Raw genomic sequence first — 16430 nt, forward strand, 5'->3', positions numbered from 1 at the left:
GGTTTTGGTTTTGTGAAAACTTATCTTTAACGGCCAACCTCTAGGTTGCTTGGCAGATATCTCTCTTTCAGTCATTTAGGGGCTTCGCCTGTGGGGCTCTTGTGGAAAATACCTATGCAGAACCGTCGCAGCGCGCTCAAAGACATTACGCCCAAAGTCGAGGACAGGGGGCTGTTCAAAAAAGACCTGGGCCAGTTCCGGGTGGCCCTGGTGCCTCATATCAAGCGCAGCAGCCGGGGGGATCTGGTGATCCGTGGCTATCTCAATGGGACCGCTGAAGTCTTTGTCATCTTTGCCGGGCGTCGCACAAAAGAGGCCTTGGGGATCGAAAGCCGGCTGAAGACCATGTATGCACGCCTGAACCATGCGGCGGCAAAATCTGGCACCGAGCCACCGCAGATCAACAGTGTTCGCCTGGGCATTCGTGTGGAAGGATCTTGGCGGCCCCGGTTCCAAAGGGATACCTCTGGCTGGGAACACCGCAGCTATCAACTGCTGGCCGCGCGCTGGGCCTATGCCGATTTAGATGGGATGACAAACTTGGGCGGGCGGTCGCCCTTTACCTGACCGGGGGTGTGTGACCGCGCGGACAGATGCAAGATCCGCTGCTCTGTCTACCAGGTCGTAATACAGAACACCCCGCCATTGGCGGGGTGCTGGGGCGCATAGGTAGAAGGGTGATTACCCTTATGCGTCGCGTTTGATTTCCACTGTATGTGGGTAGGGGATGGAAATACCTTTCTTGTCAAAGGCTTCCTTGACAGCCTGGGTCATGGCGAATTTCACCTCCCAATAGTCTGCCGCGTCGCACCACAGGCGGGTGGTCAAATCCACAGAGCTATCGCCGAGATTGGTGACCCGCACCCAGGGTTCCGGGTCTGTCTTGATGCGGCTGTCGGCTGCGGCCAGCTCAAGGATGACAGCCTTGGCAGCATCGGCACTATCGCCATAGTCAATGCCAAAGACCAGATCCACCCGGCGCGTGGCGTGATGCGAGAAGTTGGTGATGATTGATCCCCAGGCCTGACCATTGGGTACAATGATCTGCACGTTGTCAGGGGTGGTCAGTTCGGTCACAAACAGGTTGAGATCCTTGACGGTCCCGCTGGTGCCGCCAATATCCACATATTGGCCAATCTTATAGGGGCGAAACAGGATCAGCATAAAGCCTGCTGCCAGGTCGCTCAGGGTGCCCTGCAGGGCCAGGCCAATGGCCAGGGTGGCGGCACCCATCATGGCAACCAGGCTGGTGGCCTCGATGCCAAAGATCCCCAGCACGGCAATCAGCACCACCGCCAGCAGGGCCCAACGCAGCATACTTGCGATGAAATTGCCCAAAGTGGCGTCAATCTCCGGGGTGGAATTGATCCGCTTGCGCACGGTTTCGCTGATCATGCCGACGGCAATCCAGCCGATGATTAGCACCACCAGCGCCTTGATGCCGCTTAATACCAGGGGCCAGTAGGCCAGTCCTTGTTCCATAACACCGTTCATCTCTGTCTCACTCTTTTTGGTTTGTTTAAGGCCTATCTTTTGTGAAACACGTCTTGGCCCAGTCCCGCAAGGGGAGTTACACGGCAAAAAGCCCCCAAACGGATTTGGGGGCTTGCGAATGGTATGCGGGCCAGCGGGCCTGGCTGGCGCGTTCTGCGACCCTACGACTTCAGCGCGATGGCCGGAGAGATCACATCTAGCCCCAGGGCTTTGCCAACCGCGTAATAGGTCAGCTTGCCGGCATGGACATTCAGACCGTTCAGCAGATGCGGATCATCTTCGCAGGCCTGCCGCCAGCCCTTGTTCGCCAGGTTCAGCATAAAGGGCAGGGTGGCATTCCCCAGCGCCTGGGTCGAGGTGCGGGCAACTGCACCGGGCATGTTGGCCACGCAGTAATGCATGATGCCGTCGACCTCATAGATCGGGTCGGCATGGGTGGTGGCCCGAGAGGTTTCAAAGCAGCCACCCTGGTCGATGGCCACATCCACCAGCGCAGCGCCAGGTTTCATTTCGCTTAGCATGGCGCGCGAAACGAGCTTTGGGGCTTCGGCGCCGGGGATTAGCACTGCGCCGATCACCATGTCTGCATCGCGCACCAGATCGGCAGTGGCGCCAGCGGTAGAATATTGGTTTTTGAAATCGCGGCCGAAGACATCATCCAGATATTTCAGCCGGGTCAGGGAACGATCCAGAATGGTGACATCCGCGCCCATGCCTGCGGCGATCTTGGCCGCATGGGTGCCGACAACGCCGCCACCAATCACCGCGACCTTGGCCGGGGCCACGCCGGGCACGCCGCCCATCAGAATGCCGCGCCCGCCATTGGCTTTTTGCAGGGTCCAGGCGCCGACCTGTGGGGCCAGCCGACCGGCCACTTCGGACATTGGTGCCAGCAGCGGCAGGCCGCCATGGGCATCTGTCACGGTTTCATAGGCAATGGCTGTACAGCCGGATTCCAACAGATCGGTGGTCTGGGCCGGATCTGGGGCCAGGTGCAGATAGGTGAACAGCAATTGGCCTTCGCGCAGCATCTTGCGCTCAACGGCCTGGGGTTCCTTCACTTTGACGATCATGTCTGCGGTGGCAAAGATTTCTTCTGCGGTGTCGATCACCACAGCGCCAGAGGTAAGATAGTCAGCATCGGTAAAGCCTGCGCCCAGGCCTGCGCCTTTTTGTATAAGCACCTGATGGCCATGCTGAACGGCCTCTCGGGCGGCGTCAGGGCTAATGCCGACGCGAAATTCCTGTGGCTTGATCTCTGTAGGGCAGCCGATTTTCATGATCTCTCCTCCATATTATTGCGTCAGTCTGACGCAGCTGGCGGGGAAAGTGCTGCTTTTCTGTGCGTAATAAAAACATGACATTCGAAGATTCTTCGAATACACCAGCGGAAAGTAGCAAGGATCTTTGAAAAAATGTCTCTGGATGGCACGGATCGTCGGATTTTGCAGGTGTTGCAACGGCGGGGCCGGATCTCTAACGCAGAGCTAAGCGAGCGGGTCAACCTGTCGGCATCAGCCTGTCACCGAAGGGTACAGCGGTTGGAAGGCGATGGCTATATCAAAGATTACGTCGCGCTGCTGGATGCCCGCAAGATGGCAGTTTCAACGACGGTGTTTGTTGAGATCACCCTGCAAAGCCAGGCGGATGAGCTGTTGGATGCCTTTGAACGCGCCGTGGCGCGGATCCCGGATGTGCTGGAATGCCACCTGATGGCGGGAACGGCGGATTATTTGCTCAAGGTGGTGGCGGAAAACACGGATGATTTTGCGCGCATCCACCGCCAGCACCTGACCCGGCTGCCGGGGGTGGCGCAGATGCAATCCAGTTTTGCCCTGCGCACGGTCTTCAAGACCACAGCGCTGCCGGTTTAGGGTGAATTGTACAAGCTGTTGATGGCAAATGGGTTTTGCAGATTTGCCTCTGTCTTGCGGCGCCGAACTGTGCTCTGCTGCGGGGGATTGAGAGCGGGAGGCAGGCCATGGAGTGGGACTATATCGTGGTGGGCGCAGGCAGCGCCGGATGTGTTATTGCCAAACGACTGAGCGAGGCAGGCCATCGGGTCCTGCTGCTGGAGGCCGGCGGCAAGGACAATTACCACTGGGTCCATATCCCAATGGGCTATCTCTATTGCATCGACAACCCGCGTACCGACTGGATGTATCGCACCGCCGCTGAACCCGGGCTGAACGGGCGCAGCCTGCTTTATCCGCGTGGCAAGGTGCTGGGGGGCTGCTCGTCGATCAATGGGATGCTCTATCTGCGTGGTCAGGCGGCGGATTACGATGGCTGGCGTCAGCGTGGGCTGGTGGGCTGGGGCTGGGACGATGTGCTGCCCTATTTCAAGAAATCCGAAGACTATGTCGAAGGTGCCTCGGACATGCACGGCGAAGGCGGCGAATGGCGGGTGGAAAACCAGCGGCTGCGCTGGGATGTGCTGGACGACTGGATGGAGGCCGCTGCCAGTTGGGGGCTGCCCAAGGTCACCGATTTCAACACCGGCAACAACGAAGGCGTTGGGTATTTTCGGGTCAACCAGCGTGGTGGCTGGCGGATGAATACCGCCAAGGCGTTCTTGCGCACGGTGACCGGCATCAATCTGAAGGTAGAGACCCAGGCCCATACCCGCCGCATCCTGATCGAAGACGGCCGCGCGGTTGGGGTGGAATATGACAAGGGCGGTGTCACTCATCAGGTGCGGGCGCGCGGCGAGGTGGTGCTTTCGGCTGGGGCGGTGAACTCGCCGCAGATCCTGCAACTGTCCGGCCTGGGGCCAGGGGAGCTGTTGCAGCAGCACGGCATCGAGGTGCGGCGGGACATGCCGGCCGTTGGGGCCAATCTGCAGGATCACCTGCAACTACGCTGTGCCTGGCGGTTGGAACAGGGGCGCACGCTGAACACATTGGCAAACTCTGTGTTGGGCAAGGCCCGTATTGGCCTGGAGTATGTGCTGAAACGTTCGGGGCCGATGTCGATGGCACCCAGTCAACTGGGGGCCTTTGCGCGTTCGCGTCCAGATCTGGCGACGCCGGATCTGGAATATCATGTGCAGCCCCTGACGCTTGAGGCCTTTGGCCAGCCGCTGCATGACTTTCCCGGCCTGACTGCCAGTGTCTGCAACCTGCGCCCCGAAAGCCGGGGTACGGTGCAGATCGCCTCGGGGGATCCGCATCAGGCACCGGTGATTGCGCCCAATTACCTGTCCACCGAAGGCGACCGGCAGGTGGCGGTTGCGGCGATTCGGCAGGCGCGGGCGATCATGGCGCAACCTGCCATGCGCGCCTATGGCCCGCAAGAAATGAAGCCGGGCGGCGGGTCTGACGATGCGGCGGATCTGATGCGGGCGGCGGGCGACATTGGCACCACGATCTTTCACCCGACCTGCACCGTGCATATGGGGACGGATGAGACTGCGCCGCTGGATGGCGATTTGCGGCTGCGCGGGGTCCGGGGGCTGCGGGTGGCGGATGCCAGCGCCATGCCCACCATCCCCAGCGGCAATACCAATGCGCCCAGCATCATGATTGGCGAAAAAGCCGCTGATCTGATCCTGGCCACAGCAAAGGCTGCGGCTGCCTAAACTCCGGGCTCCCGGTGATACCGCAATGCTGCAAAGCGGGCAAAGATGGTTGCACCCGGTGGCGATCTCGCATTCATTGAGGCAAAGGTGTCTTGTGTTGCGCTGGGCGCGTGGCCCGGCGCTGAGCTGACTGCGATGTGAACGCTGTTTGGTTTCAAGACTGACATCAAAGGATTACACTGGCGTGTTAGTGGCATCCGCAACAGATAACACAGTAAAGGAATAGGCCTGTGACCAGCGATATCGAACCCGACTCCTTTGATTGGCTTGAAGCCGAGCTTCAGGACACATTGGACGAGGATATCGAAATTGAATTCGCAGAACCGATGCTGTCGATGGAGCTGCGCAAGATCTACCGCGAGCAGCACCCCGAGATGCTGGATCGGCAGGTCTATTTCCGCAACCTGCTGCGCCTGCAGGCTGAGCTGATCAAACTGCAGGATTGGGTGGTCGAAACCGGCGCCAAGGTTCTGGTCATCATGGAAGGGCGCGACAGTGCCGGCAAAGGCGGAGTAATCAAGCGTATTACCCAACGGCTCAACCCGCGGGTGGCGCGGGTCGTCGCCCTGCCTGCGCCCAGCCGCCGCGAGCAAAGCCAGTGGTATTTCCAGCGCTATGTGCCGCATCTGCCTTCGGGGGGCGAAATCGTGCTGTTTGACCGATCCTGGTACAACCGCGCCGGGGTTGAACGGGTGATGGGCTTTGCCGATGACGACCAGGTCGAGACATTTTTCCGCGATGTGCCCGAGTTTGAGCGTATGCTGGTGCGCTCCAATACCATCGTGCTGAAATACTGGTTCTCTATCACCGACGAAGAACAGCAGCTGCGCTTTATGATGCGTATTCACGATCCGATGAAACAGTGGAAGCTGTCACCAATGGATCTGGAAAGCCGCATTCGCTGGGAGCAATATACCAAAGCCAAGGAAGAGATGTTCGAACGTACCAACATCCCCGAGGCCCCTTGGTATATCGTTGAAGGTAATGATAAAAAGCGCGAACGCCTGAACTGTATCGAACACCTTTTGAGCAAGATCCCCTATCAGGACGTCCCCAGCGAAAAAGTCACGCTGCCGGACCGGGAATATAACCCTGATTACGAACGCCGGGTGCTGCCGGATGAACTCTATGTGCCAAAGGTCTACTGACCGCGAGAGGGGCTAGTCCAGGGCATTGGCATTATCGAGAAAGCGTTGCAGATACTGCGTGAAACTGATGGTTTCCGCCTCGGTGAAACCCTTCAGCAGGTCTCTTTGGCGTTCTAGTGCGCGGGGCAGGATGCGGGCGTGCAGGGCCTGTCCCTCTGGGGTCAGGTACCAGGCCTTTCGCCGTTCATCGCCGCCTGTCGTGGCAAGGGCACGCGCCAGACCGTTGGTCTCTAACCGCTGCAAAGAGCGGCTAACGGCCGCCTTGTCGATGCCCGTGACGCGCGTGGCTTCGGCCACGGGGCAGCCGGGGCTGCGGGTCAGCATCACCAGCATACGCCAATCCATCACGCCGATGCCAAATTCCGCCTGATAGGCGCGCGTTGCCTCTCGGGTCAGGCGGTTGCCGGCAAAGGTAACCAGAACAACGGGGCTGTTGCGATAGCTGAGGGTCGTCGCAGCAGGATCATCCGGGGCACCTGTGGCGGTGACCAGGAATAAATCATCCCTCAGCGCTGACGGGTCGTCGGCATCTTGCGCCTCGTGGGGCAGGCCGGGCAGGTCAGATGGGGGCGGCACGATTGATGGGGGCTGTGTCATGGCGGCATCTTATGGCTGCCGTGTTGACAGATCAACACACGCTGACCTGCCGGTAGCATGGCTTTGCCCAAGGCGCGCCGCCTTTGATCTGTCTTGGATGCATCAGGGGAAGGCCCCGAGATGACAATTGCCTGTGCGCAGGGGGAAGGCGCGCGCCGCTATCGTACCAAAAGCCGCGCATTGTCATCTCGGGCAGAGCCGGGCGTTCCAAATCCGGCTGCAAGCACATGGGCGGACACCCTTGGGTGTGTTGCCCCGTAAGAGAACCATACGGCAAGCTGTGCAGGAATACACGCTAAAGTTTAGTGGTGAGCGGATTTTCGCGCTAACAGGGCCAAAGGCGCGCTACACATGGTTTCAAGGCCCTCAAAACGACAAACCCCCGAGCCAGGGCGCGGGGGTCATCAACTTTGTGTCCAGAAGAAAACTGGAAGCCCAAAAGGCGGATAGAAGGAGCTTAGAGCATACCTTCGCGCTGTGCTTTCTTACGCGCCAGTTTACGGGCACGACGGATAGCTTCAGCTTTCTCGCGCGCTTTTTTCTCGGACGGCTTCTCGAAATGTTGCTTGAGCTTCATTTCACGGAAGACGCCTTCACGCTGCAGCTTTTTCTTCAGAGCGCGGAGCGCCTGATCGACATTGTTGTCACGAACACTAACCTGCATGTGGTTTTCACCACCTTTCTAGATAGAGTTGCAAGGATTTGCAGGAAGTGGCCATATAGCAAAGCCCCTGCATCTTGTCTAGTACTGTGATATGTCGCTGTCAGACCCTATTTATCAGGGCGCGGGCAATTGCGATCCGATCTCGCACCAATAACCTGGAGAGGCCAAGATGAGCACCGAGGAAAATCAAGACACCCCCGCTGGCAATGACGGTCTGATGGATCAGCTGCTGGATGCGGCCCTGCTGCATGTGGTATTTGATGGCTGGTCCAAGGCGAGTTTTGACGCAGCGATTGCCGATGCCGATGTAAATCCGGTGCTGGCGCAGGCGCTGTGCCCGCGCGGTGCCCTGGATCTGGCGGTGGCCTATCACCAGCGCGGCGATCAGGCGATGCTGGCGCGTCTGGCGGCGTCAGATCTGTCGGGGCTGCGGTTTCGTGACAAGATTGCCGCCCTTGTGCGCTATCGCCTGGACGCGGCCGAGGACAAGGACGCGGTGCGGCGCGGTGTGACGCTCTTTGCGCTGCCCAACCACGCCGCCGAAGGTGCCAAGCTGGTCTGGGGAACCTGCGATGCCATCTGGACAGCGCTGGGCGACACATCGGACGACCTGAACTGGTACAGCAAGCGCACCATACTGTCGGGGGTCTATTCTTCGACGCTGCTGTATTGGCTGGGCGATGACAGTCCTGATCATCAGGCAACCTGGGAGTTTCTGGATCGGCGCATCGATAATGTGATGCAGTTTGAAAAGGTCAAGGCGGACCTGAACAAGAATCCCTTGCTCAAGCCGTTCCTGGCCGGCCCTGCTTGGCTGTCGGCCCAGATCAGACGCCCGGCCCCGCACGACGATTTGCCGGGGCAGTCTCGCGGTTCGTGACTGCGGGTTGTGACCCAGGGCAGGTTGCGTAACACTGTGCATCGGTTACGTGCTCCTGCAGCATGATAGATTACCAAGTAAGAGAAAATCGCGTGACGGTAAAGGAACGCGACAGGCTTTCGCATCAGGCTGGGCAATGCCCGGCGCCCGTGACAAGCTGGTGCCAAAGAAGACAAGAAGCTCAGACCTGACGGCTGGGCCGGAACAAGAGGATCCCCCGCATGAGCGATACGATGCGTGCCGTTGAAATCTCGACCCCAGGCGGGCCAGAGGTGCTGACCCTGACCCAGCGGCCCATGCCGCAGCCGACCCATGGTCAGGTGGTGCTGAAGGTGGCCTATGCCGGGGTCAATCGCCCCGATGCGCTGCAACGCGCCGGCGCCTACAATCCGCCCCCCGGTGCCAGTGATCTACCGGGGCTAGAGGCATCTGGCGAAGTGGTGGCGCTGGGCGCCGGTGTCACGGGGCTGGAAATTGGCGATCGGGTCTGTGCCCTGCTGCCCGGTGGTGGCTACGCCGAATATGTCGCAACCCCGGCGGCCCATTGCCTGCCCATTCCAGATGGCCTGAGCCTTAAGCAGGCGGCCTGCCTGCCCGAGACCTGTTTCACTGTCTGGTCGAATGTTTTCACCCGTGGCGGGCTGAAAGCGGGCGAGCGTTTCTTGGTGCATGGTGGATCCTCCGGCATTGGTACAACAGCGATCCAGCTGGCGACGGCGCTGGGCGCGCGGGTCTTTACCACCGCTGGGTCGGATGAGAAATGCCAGGCCTGCCTGGATCTCGGGGCGGAACGTGCGATCAACTACAAGGATGAGGATTTTGTCGAGGTGCTGCGCGCCGAGGGCGGGGCTGACCTGATCCTTGATATGGTTGGCGGAGATTATATTCCCCGCAATATCAAAACTCTCGCGGATGATGGCCGCATGGTACATATCGCGTTCCTGTCCGGTCCCAAGGCCGAGCTGAACTTTGCCCAGATCATGGCGCGCCGCCTGACGGTGACAGGATCAACCCTGCGGCCGCAAAGCGATCTGGCCAAGGCCCGCATCGCGCAGGATCTGTTCGAAGTGGTCTGGCCCCTTATCGAGGCTGGCAAGCTGGCTCCGGTGATGGATAGTGAATTTGCGCTGGAAGAGGCCGCCGCCGCCCATGCTCGCATGGAAAGTTCGGGCCATATCGGCAAGATCGTTCTGAAAGTTTCCGACATCTAGCCGGACAGGTGCGGTGCAGGTCGCCGCACCGAAGCCGCAGGGCACCTGCAGAAGGTTGGGAAAACGCGCCTGACCCCGGGGGACGGTGGGGACGGCCAAGCGCCGCCCGGTGGGCGCCGGGCGATACCTCCTCGGCTGTCCCCAGCAGCGTAAGAGGAGGAAGCTGTCAGCGCACCGCGCGCCGATAGAGATGCCAACTGGCATGTCCCAGGATTGGGATCACCAACACCAGCCCGGCAAAGGCAGGCAGGGAGCCGAGAAAAACCGCCAGCGCCACAAAGGCCCCCCAGGTCAGGGTCACGCGCGGGTTGCGCCGCACCAGTCTGACCGAGGTGATGACGGCGACGGGCAGACCGACATTACGTTCCAGCAGCAGCGGAAAAGAGACCAGGCTGACGGCCAGGGCAGTGATTGCAAAGATTGCGCCAGTCAGCCCGCCCCAAAAGATCATTTGCCAGCCCTCGGGCTGTTGCACGATGGAAAGCAGGAAAGAGCTGAGAGAGCTTGGCGCCTCGGGGCCGAGGGTGTGGTTGTAGATTGCATTCGCCACCATCAGCCAAGCCGTGAATAGCACCGCTAGGTAAAATCCGAGGGCCAGGACCGACAGCAGCGCCGGAGAGCGCAGCACCTCAAAGGCATCGCCCCAGCGCGGGGTGAAGCCGGCAGCCCGACGCGCCGACATCATATACAGCCCGACAGAAGCTGCGGGGCCCAGCAGGGCAAAGCCCAGAATCAGCGGAAAGATCAGCGGCAGCATGTTGACGTGCAGGCTCATGATCACCAGACCAAGGCCGATCAGCGGGTAGCACAGGATCAGAAACATTGCATCGCTGCGGCAGGCGGCAAAATCCTCGACCCCGGCCTTCAGCGCGGCACGCAGATCCGACATTTCCAGGTGGTTCAACTCGGGTCGGGCCGTGGTCTCATCGCTGCCCAGGTGTGCCACTGAATCCGAGACATGTGCCGAGGTTAAGCCCAGATGCTGTGCCAGCCAACTGAGCGGGTTTCCGATTGTGTGTGCCATGTGCGTGCTCCCTTTCATCCCATAAGAGGGCCCGGATCAAGGATGCCGCAAAGCCGCGCCAGGGGGCAGAGCCGTCTCGCGCTGCAGAGTCGGGCCAATGCGGCACAGGACCCATATTATCAAGATCTAGCGCATAGCGTGATCACATCCAGCCCACCGACCTTCACAAGCCCGCGACAGGGGCGCGAGTGCGAGATATCAGCTTTGGTACAAAAGGGGCCAATAGACCAAGCTGGGGAAGCTCGGGATCGCAGTTGCCAATGAAACGGCGCCAAGTGGAAGCATAAGGATATTGGCGGTCGAGATGCCCCAGAACGTCCACCGCCAGGAGTGCCATTGGCGTGCTGCCAATTGGTTTGCGGTGAAAAGAACAATCACGATCAGCCAGAAGAGGAGCTGCCTTTGCCGCCCCTCTGCCAAGGCATCTATCAGGCCCCTGACGCCCCAAGGGGCAGCTAGGTTGAGTGCGGCAAAGGTGACGACCGGTCCGATTCTCATGTCACCTAATTGGTGTGAAATGCGCATCCTTTAGCGAACAATCCTTGATCACGTCACGCCCGCAGGGCACGGGTTGCAGGTCGCGGGACAGGCACAGGCGGACCTCTTGGATGTGATGATCGCGGCAGGTCACGGTGACGCTGTCGGCATCAAACTGCGGGTTGGCCTGCAAAAACGCCTGTTCGACCAGTGTGGCGGGCAGGGTCACGGCGCGCTCCAGCTTGCGAAAGATCGCCGGGCGGGTGACGCTGTCATAGGCCGCGCGCGACAGATCAAGATAGGAGCGGGCGCCTAGACCGGAACAGGTGCCGTGCTTTTTCCACTGATGCCAGGCGAGACCGGGAGTCCCCATGATATCAGCCATTTTCGCTGTATCGCTGCGCCGGGGCGGGGCCTGGGTTGTGCGGCAATAGCTGGGCCAGCCGCGATGAAACTGCGGCCAAAGCCCATGTAGGGTCCAGCCATGGTCGTGACGCGGATCACATTGGTCGGACCCCTTGGCGTCGCCTTCGATCTCGCACCAGTTGGGCGACCAGCTAAGCGCCAGAACGTAATAGTCAAATTCACCGGCGACCTCTCCATCTGCCCAAGCGGCAAGGGTGAAAGGCCCGGTCAGGGCGAGAAATATTGCTAAAAAGAACCTGCGCATCGCCTCTTTCCTTATGAAATCAGCACGACTATATAGAATGGAAGTTCCCCGACAATGGATACCGACCCCAAATGACCGGGGCAGCCTAATTCAGGCGACGGGAAAGTTGTATTTCGGGACAGGACGCCAGGTTTAGGAGATGAGCACATGGCAAAACCATTGATGACCAAAGCTACCGCCGTGTGGCTGGTGGACAATACAACGATCAGCTTCAAGCAGATCGCGGATTTCGTCGGCATGCACGAGCTGGAAATTCAGGGCATTGCCGATGGTGATGTGGCGGCCGGCGTCAAAGGTTTTGATCCGGTGACCAACAATCAGCTGACCCAGGATGAAATTGACAAGGCCGAAGCCAACCCCTTGTACAAGCTGAAGCTCAAATTCAACGCGGCAGCGGCCGGCGAGGAAAAGCGCCGTGGCCCGCGCTACACGCCGCTGTCCAAACGTCAGGACCGGCCCAATTCGATTCTCTGGCTGGTCAAGTTCCACCCAGAGCTGTCGGATGGCCAGATCGCCAAGCTGGTCGGCACCACCAAACCAACAATTCAGTCGATCCGCGAACGCACCCACTGGAATATTTCCAACATGCAGCCGATTGATCCGGTTGCTCTGGGCCTGTGCAAGCAGTCCGAACTGGACGCGATCGTGCAGAAGGCAGCAGCCAAGAAAGCGGCTGAAGGCGGCGTGATGAGCGACGATGAACGGCGCAAGCTGGTTTCGACCGAGCAATCGCTGGAAATGGAAACCGAATCCAAGATCCCCGCCGGGATCGAAGGCCTGGAGAGCTTTACCCTTGGCGGTGGCAGTTCGCGCCCCTCGGCCGATCCGGTTGTTGACGCGGATAGCTTTTTCAACCTGCCCGATGTAGCGGATGACGACGAAGACGAAGAAGGCGGCGAGACCTCGCGCAGCTGATCGTTTCGCGGGCAGCGCCGTTGCCCCGCGCTGGAAAAATTTCAGACCATGCTCTTCCGGGCATGGTCTTTTTTTGTGCTGCGGCCGCCGTATCCTATAGTTGTTTGCGGGCCTTGAGGGCGGCGCTGATGGTGCCATCGTCCAGGTAATCCAGCTCGCCGCCGATGGGGACGCCCTGGGCCAGGGTGGTGATCTGCACCTGATCGTCCAACTGGTCGGCAATGTAGTGGGCCGTGGTTTGGCCGTCTATGGTGACGTTTAGCGCCAAAATCACCTCGCGGAGGCCCTCGCTTGCGACCCGGTCCACCAGGCGCGGAATGCGCAAATCGTCCGGACCGACGGCATCCAGCGCCGACAATGTGCCGCCAAGCACGTGATACCGCCCCTTGAAAACCTGCGCCCGCTCCATCGCCCAAAGGTCGGAAACGGTTTCCACCACGCAGATTTCGCCGTTGGCGCGCCGCTCGTCGCTGCAAATACCGCAGATATCGCTGGTGCCGACATTGCCACAGTTCAGACATTCGCGGGCGGTGGCTGCCACCGCGCCAAGGCTATCGGCCAGCGGCGTCAGCAGCAGTGCGCGTTTGCGAATCAGATGCAGCACCGCCCGGCGGGCAGAGCGAGGCCCCATGCCGGGAAGTTTCGCCATAAGGGCAATCAGGTGCTCGATCTCGCTGAGGCTGTCGTCGGTCATATAGGATCCTTTGCGCTTGTCCGCATATAGGCGCAAAGCGGCGGGGCGCTGCAAGGCCCATGGGAACGTCGGGCGGGCTTTGTTTCTGGTTGCGGGTCTTTTACTAGGCTATGGTACGCGTGATGTGGCCTCACCTTGGCGTCTTATGCCGTCTGAATGATATTACCTCTTGAAAAATAATCGTAGCCCGCGCATATAGGCAGGGCTAACGTTTTTCTTTTTCGACCCACTGTCTCCCGTTTACGGCGTTCAGTCTTCGATCCAGACCTACCACGCCGGGCTGCCGCACCAACGCGGGCAGCATTTAATAGGAGATTACGGACATGGCTTCAGGCACCGTAAAATGGTTTAACTCGACCAAAGGCTTCGGCTTCATTGCACCCGATGGCGGCAGCAAAGACGTATTTGTTCACATTTCTGCTGTTGAGCGTTCCGGTCTGACCGGTCTGGCCGACAACCAGAAAGTAACATTCGACATCGAACCCGGCCGCGACGGTCGTGAGTCCGCTGTGAACCTCGAACTGGCGTAAGCCTTTTCCGAGCCAGAATTTGAAACGCGGTCTCCCCAGTGGAGGCCGCGTTTTTCTTTGGCCGATGTCCTGCCGAAATCTGTGATTCGCCTAAATGGGCCATTAAAAAAGGCGACCCCTAAGGGCCGCCTTTGCTGTTTTGATCTGCCGTCCCCCCTTAGAAGGGCAGCTTGATATCCTTGGGCAGGCCCATGCTTTCGGTCAGGCGGGTCATTTCTTCCTGCGCCTTCACGGTGGCCTTGGCCTGGGCATCCTTGATAGCGGCCAGGATCAGATCCTCGACAACTTCCTTGTCGTCGCCAGAAAAGATCGAGGGATCAATGTTGAGCTCTTTCAGCTCTCCCTTGGCAGAGGCGGTTGCTTTCACCAGGCCGGCGCCGGCCTCGCCAACCACCATGACATTGTGCAGCTCTTCCTGCATCTCTGCCATTTTGGTTTGCAGTTCCTGTGCCGATTTCATCATCTTGGCCATATCGCCAAGACCACCAAGGCCTTTGAGCATCTGTCTTCTCCTGAAGTGTTCTGTTGTGCCTTAAATACGGGCGGTGCGGCTGTGGTACAAGGGGCAGGGCAGGATCAATATCCGGCCCTACGGTGCATATCCGGGCGGGGTCAGTCTTCCTCGAAGGGGTCCCATTCGTCTTCTACTTCCGGCAGGGCTTCGGCCTCGACCTCGGCGGCCAGCTCTTCTGCGGTGCGGATGCGGGTGATCTTCGCCTTGGGAAAGCTCTCCATGACTGCCTGTACCAGCGGGTGTTCGCTTGCCTTAGCGCGCAGGGCGTTTTCGACCGCATTCTCGCGTTCGGTAATGGTTTCCCCGCCGCCGTCGTTTTCCAGCGAGATGATCCAGCGGGCCTGGGTCCAGGTTTGCAGCTGTTGTCCCAGCCGGGCGGCAAGGTCCCTGGGGGCGTCCCGAGTTGGCTGGATGGTGATCCGGCCCGGCTGATAGGCCACAAGGCGCAGGTAGGTTTTCACATATTCCAGCAGCAGCCCGTCGCGGCGCAGCCGAATCAGATCAACCACATGTTCAAAGCTGGGATACTGGGCCAGCGCCTGGGCTGTTTCTGGCGCCAGCGCGGTGGCCGGGCCGCTGCCGACTCCGCTATGCGAGACCGCCGCTGATGCCATGGGGGCGTTGCCAGAGGGGGCCGTGTTGCCCCCGGCCATATGACCGCCCATGGCCTGTACCGGCGTGCCCGCCGATGCGCCGACATTTGCCCCGCCACCGGGGCCAATGGGTGGCGGTGGGGTGTCTTGCAGCTTGCGGATCAGCTCTTCCGGGCTGGGCAGGTCGGCCACATGGGTCAGGCGGATCACCGCCATTTCAGCCGCCATCATGGCGTTTGGCGCGGCGGCGACCTCTTCCAGGGCCTTCAGCAGCATCTGCCACATGCGGGTCAGCACCCGCATCGCCAGGGTCTCGGCCATCTGTTGGCCACGGGTGCGTTCATCCGGGCTGACGGTGGGATCTTCGGCGGCATCGGGGGTGATCTTCACCACCGATACCCAATGGGTGATTTCGGCCAGATCGCGCAGCACTGCCAGGGGATCGGCACCCTCGGCATATTGCGCGCTCAGCTCGGTCAGTGCCGCCGCAGCATCGCCGCGCAGGATCATATCCATCAGATCCAGCACCCGACCGCGATCGGCTAGCCCCAGCATGGCGCGCACCTGATCGGCGGTGGTTTCGCCAGCCCCGTGGGAAATGGCCTGATCCAGCAATGAGGTCGCGTCTCGGGCCGACCCTTCGGCTGCGCGGGTGATCAGGGCCAGGGCGTCTTCGCTGATCGCGGCACCTTCGGCTGATGCGATCTTGCGCATCAGCGCAATCATAACTTCGGGTTCGATCCGGCGCAGGTCAAAGCGCTGACAGCGTGACAGGACCGTTACCGGCACCTTGCGGATTTCGGTGGTGGCAAAGATGAATTTCACATGTGCTGGCGGTTCTTCCAGCGTCTTCAGCAGCGCGTTGAAGGCGCTGGTGGACAGCATGTGGACCTCATCGATGATATAGATCTTATAACGGGCCGAGGCAGCGCGGTATTGGACCGAATCAATTATTTCGCGAATATCGCCAACCCCGGTACGGCTTGCGGCATCCATTTCCATCACATCGACATGGCGGCCTTCCATGATGGCGGTGCAGTGTTCACACTGGCCACAGGGCTCTGTGGTGGGTTGGCCGGTGCCATCGGGACCGATGCAGTTCATGCCCTTGGCAATGATGCGCGCGGTGGTTGTTTTGCCGGTGCCGCGAATACCCGTCATAATAAAGGCTTGGGCGATCCGGTTGGTTTCAAACGCATTTTTCAGCGTTCTGACCATGGCATCCTGGCCGACCAGATCGGCAAATGTCTCGGGGCGGTATTTGCGCGCCAAGACTTGATACTGGGATTGGCTGCTGTCGCTTGTGCTATCGTTCATAGGTCTCTTGCCGGATTCGGATGGGCGGGATCGCGCGTGGGGCAAGGTACGCGGGCAGAGGGGCTTCGTCCACCGCTGTTGACCAATGCCGGGACGCAGGCCAGTCTTTTGGTTCAGATCGT

General features: G+C 60.0%; 17 protein-coding genes. 8 read left to right on the plus strand and 9 right to left on the minus strand.

The genetic code is table 11. The annotated features are described in order from the left end of the window. The first annotated feature begins 114 nt into the window (after window positions 1–114). The gene (locus tag P2081_RS10790) at window positions 115–567 is read left to right on the plus strand and encodes a hypothetical protein (protein ID WP_278922869.1); all 453 of its coding nucleotides are present in this window, start codon (window positions 115–117) and stop codon (window positions 565–567) included. Window positions 568–687: 120 nt separating this feature from the next. Here the strand turns inward: P2081_RS10790 and P2081_RS10795 are convergent, their stop codons facing one another. Both P2081_RS10795 and ald read right to left on the minus strand, forming a co-directional pair. After that, entirely contained in the window at window positions 688–1494 is an 807-nt protein-coding gene (locus tag P2081_RS10795) for a mechanosensitive ion channel family protein (RefSeq protein ID WP_278922870.1), read from the minus strand. 161 nt (window positions 1495–1655) lie between these two features. After that, window positions 1656–2774 (minus strand): alanine dehydrogenase, encoded by a 1119-nt coding sequence (gene ald, locus P2081_RS10800; RefSeq protein ID WP_278922871.1) that lies wholly within the window; start codon window positions 2772–2774, stop codon window positions 1656–1658. A 135-nt stretch (window positions 2775–2909) separates the two neighbouring features. On the opposite strand from ald, the gene P2081_RS10805 reads away from it, so the two are divergent. The 3 genes from P2081_RS10805 (at window position 2910) to ppk2 (ending at window position 6222) form a co-directional block, all read left to right on the plus strand. After that, entirely contained in the window at window positions 2910–3368 is a 459-nt protein-coding gene (locus P2081_RS10805; protein WP_278922872.1) for an Lrp/AsnC family transcriptional regulator, read from the plus strand. Window positions 3369–3475: 107 nt separating this feature from the next. Next, window positions 3476–5074, plus strand: coding sequence for a GMC family oxidoreductase (locus P2081_RS10810; protein ID WP_278922873.1), 1599 nt, complete (start codon window positions 3476–3478; stop codon window positions 5072–5074). 230 nt (window positions 5075–5304) lie between these two features. Further along, complete coding sequence (gene ppk2, locus P2081_RS10815; RefSeq protein WP_278922874.1) at window positions 5305–6222, plus strand: polyphosphate kinase 2; 918 nt, start codon at window positions 5305–5307, stop codon at window positions 6220–6222. Between the two features lie 12 nt (window positions 6223–6234). Here ppk2 and P2081_RS10820 read toward each other — a convergent pair whose 3' ends face one another. Continuing rightward, the gene (locus tag P2081_RS10820; protein ID WP_278922875.1) at window positions 6235–6819 is read right to left on the minus strand and encodes a MarR family winged helix-turn-helix transcriptional regulator; all 585 of its coding nucleotides are present in this window, start codon (window positions 6817–6819) and stop codon (window positions 6235–6237) included. A gap of 457 nt (window positions 6820–7276) precedes the next feature. Then, window positions 7277–7483 carry a 30S ribosomal protein S21 gene (gene rpsU / locus P2081_RS10825; RefSeq protein ID WP_008207378.1) on the minus strand — a complete coding sequence of 69 codons (207 nt, stop codon included), beginning with the start codon at window positions 7481–7483 and terminating at the stop codon, window positions 7277–7279. Window positions 7484–7652: 169 nt separating this feature from the next. Here rpsU and P2081_RS10830 point away from each other — a divergent pair, with 169 nt between their 5' ends. Both P2081_RS10830 and P2081_RS10835 read left to right on the plus strand, forming a co-directional pair. Further along, window positions 7653–8363 carry a COQ9 family protein gene (locus P2081_RS10830; RefSeq protein WP_278922876.1) on the plus strand — a complete coding sequence of 237 codons (711 nt, stop codon included), beginning with the start codon at window positions 7653–7655 and terminating at the stop codon, window positions 8361–8363. Window positions 8364–8584: 221 nt separating this feature from the next. Continuing rightward, window positions 8585–9574, plus strand: a complete 990-nt coding sequence (locus tag P2081_RS10835; RefSeq protein ID WP_278922877.1) for an NAD(P)H-quinone oxidoreductase — start codon at window positions 8585–8587, stop codon at window positions 9572–9574. Between the two features lie 166 nt (window positions 9575–9740). On the opposite strand, the gene P2081_RS10840 is transcribed toward P2081_RS10835, so the two are convergent. Together P2081_RS10840 and P2081_RS10845 are read right to left on the minus strand one after the other, a co-directional pair. Beyond that, a complete protein-coding gene (locus P2081_RS10840; protein WP_278922878.1) occupies window positions 9741–10598 on the minus strand; it encodes a DUF2189 domain-containing protein in 858 nt (285 codons plus the stop codon). 499 nt (window positions 10599–11097) lie between these two features. After that, the gene (locus P2081_RS10845; protein WP_278922879.1) at window positions 11098–11745 is read right to left on the minus strand and encodes a ribonuclease T2 family protein; all 648 of its coding nucleotides are present in this window, start codon (window positions 11743–11745) and stop codon (window positions 11098–11100) included. 147 nt (window positions 11746–11892) lie between these two features. Between P2081_RS10845 and P2081_RS10850 the strand changes: the two genes are divergently transcribed. Further along, entirely contained in the window at window positions 11893–12660 is a 768-nt protein-coding gene (locus tag P2081_RS10850) for a DUF1013 domain-containing protein (protein WP_278922880.1), read from the plus strand. A 94-nt stretch (window positions 12661–12754) separates the two neighbouring features. Here the strand turns inward: P2081_RS10850 and recR are convergent, their stop codons facing one another. After that, complete coding sequence (gene recR, locus P2081_RS10855) at window positions 12755–13354, minus strand: recombination mediator RecR (protein WP_278922881.1); 600 nt, start codon at window positions 13352–13354, stop codon at window positions 12755–12757. 323 nt (window positions 13355–13677) lie between these two features. On the opposite strand from recR, the gene P2081_RS10860 reads away from it, so the two are divergent. Further along, on the plus strand, window positions 13678–13884 hold the full coding sequence (locus P2081_RS10860) for a cold-shock protein (protein ID WP_009809887.1): 207 nt from the start codon (window positions 13678–13680) through the stop codon (window positions 13882–13884). A 157-nt stretch (window positions 13885–14041) separates the two neighbouring features. On the opposite strand, the gene P2081_RS10865 is transcribed toward P2081_RS10860, so the two are convergent. Then, a complete protein-coding gene (locus P2081_RS10865) occupies window positions 14042–14386 on the minus strand; it encodes a YbaB/EbfC family nucleoid-associated protein (RefSeq protein WP_278922882.1) in 345 nt (114 codons plus the stop codon). A gap of 110 nt (window positions 14387–14496) precedes the next feature. Then, window positions 14497–16308, minus strand: a complete 1812-nt coding sequence (locus tag P2081_RS10870; RefSeq protein ID WP_438826534.1) for a DNA polymerase III subunit gamma/tau — start codon at window positions 16306–16308, stop codon at window positions 14497–14499. Window positions 16309–16430: the final 122 nt, after the last annotated feature.

This window comes from Pseudophaeobacter profundi (assembly GCF_029697505.1).
Taxonomy (GTDB): Bacteria; Pseudomonadota; Alphaproteobacteria; order Rhodobacterales; family Rhodobacteraceae; genus Pseudophaeobacter; species Pseudophaeobacter profundi.